The sequence below is a fragment of the Oleiphilus sp. HI0061 genome, from assembly GCF_001635675.1.
This window is the reverse complement of record NZ_LWFE01000127.1, coordinates 1-1,746: the sequence shown is the minus strand read 5'-3', so window position 1 is coordinate 1,746 and position 1,746 is coordinate 1. Positions and strand designations below refer to the sequence as shown.

The 1,746-nt window shown below is 43.0% G+C and carries 1 protein-coding gene and 1 tRNA gene; both read right to left on the bottom strand.

What is annotated here, in order from left to right:
- Positions 1–578: 578 nt before the first annotated feature.
- A tRNA-Met gene (locus A3735_RS01575) sits at positions 579–655 on the bottom strand.
- An 80-nt stretch (positions 656–735) separates the two neighbouring features.
- Positions 736–1,746, bottom strand: a 1,011-nt coding sequence (ychF, locus tag A3735_RS01570) for a redox-regulated ATPase YchF (protein ID WP_068637448.1), incomplete at its 5' end; no start/stop codon positions are given.

Sequence of the window (1,746 nt, the reverse complement as noted above, 5' to 3'; positions counted from 1 at the left end):
GTTGAAGACATCTCACAAGTGGAGGATAACTCGCTACCAACCGTTAAACTTTGATCGGATATGGCGTCGGAATCTCCTGAACTCGAACATCCGCTAATTAGAAAGATCGAAGTAAATAGGCTTGCTGATACTTTATTCTTCACTTTCAGTACTTCCATTTAATTGTTGCGTCCGTTAGCTAATCACATGATTTGCGCTAGGATTCCAGTGGCCGGATCTATATAACATTAATAACTTAGTTGGTATTTTATAAATAGGCAAAGGAATAAGCGCAGATTGTACGAATTGCTAAATACAGTGACACAATGAAACATAGAGTGCGTTTAAGCGTGTAAAAAAGTGAAATAGCTGTTGAGAGAGTCGCTTGAGAGAATATTCTGTGTATTAAGCTAAGAATAAGAGATTCTAGTGTGATTCTAAGACTTTTGAGTTATCGCGCTGAATGCTAGTTGTAATGGGCTGTAAGATCCATAATCTCATCAAAACTTAGTGTGTACTAAACTGTGTACTAAATTCTGATGAGGGATTGAGCTGACGCTCTGGATATTTCATATCTTATTGATATAAAAGAGAAAAAGTGGTGGCTACACCGGGATTCGAACCTGGGACCCCATCATTATGAGTGATGTGCTCTAACCAACTGAGCTATGTAGCCAAAAGAGGCGCGTATTCTCTTGTTTTTACTGGAACTTGTCAAGCCAAAAATTTATAAAAAATACGCTTATATGCTATTGCTTAAACGTTGAAGCGGAAATGGATTACATCGCCATCTTGTACGATGTATTCTTTGCCTTCCAGACGCCATTTACCTGCGTCTTTGGCGCCGGCTTCACCGTTATTGTCGATAAAGTCATCATAGGCAATTACTTCGGCCCGAATGAAGCCTTTTTCGAAGTCTGTGTGAATCACTGCAGCGGCTTTAGGGGCAGGGTCGCCTTGCTTCATTGTCCAGGCGCGAACTTCTTTTACACCTGCAGTGAAGTAGGTTTGTAGACCAAGTAGCTCGTAGCCAGCTCTAATGACACGATCAAGGCCTGGCTCTTCCATGCCAAGGTCTGCTAAAAATTCATCGCGTTCTTCGTCATCCAGCTCAGCAATTTCTGCTTCTAGCTTATTACAGATCACGACGACTACAGCGTTTTCTTCTGCTGCGATTTCACGAACTTTATCTAGGTGAGGGTTGTCTTCAAAACCGTCTTCATCAACGTTGGCAATATACATTGTAGGCTTGATTGTAAGCAGGCAAAGCTCTTTGATAATTGCTAGTTCATCATCATTCAAACCAAGGCCGCGAACCGCTTTTGCTTCGTTCAAGTGAGGGAGTAGTTTATCCTCAAGTAGGCTCAGAGCATTCTTCGCATCTTTATCACCGCTCTTGGCTGTTCTGGTGAAACGCTTGATAGCCTTTTCTACGGTATCAAGGTCAGATAAAGCAAGCTCGGTATTAATTACATCAACGTCGGCTTGAGGGTTCACCTTGGCAGAAACGTGAACAACGTTTTCATCTTCGAAGCAGCGTACAACGTGAGCGATAGCGTCTGTTTCTCTAATATTAGCCAGGAACTGGTTACCGAGGCCTTCGCCTTTAGATGCGCCTTCTACTAGACCGGCAATATCAACAAACTCCATTGTAGTTTGGATAACCTTCGCTGGGCTGACAATGGCTGCAAGCTTGTCTAGGCGAGGGTCTGGCATGCCAACAACACCAGCGTTAGGTTCGATAGTACAGAAAGGAAAGTTTTCTGC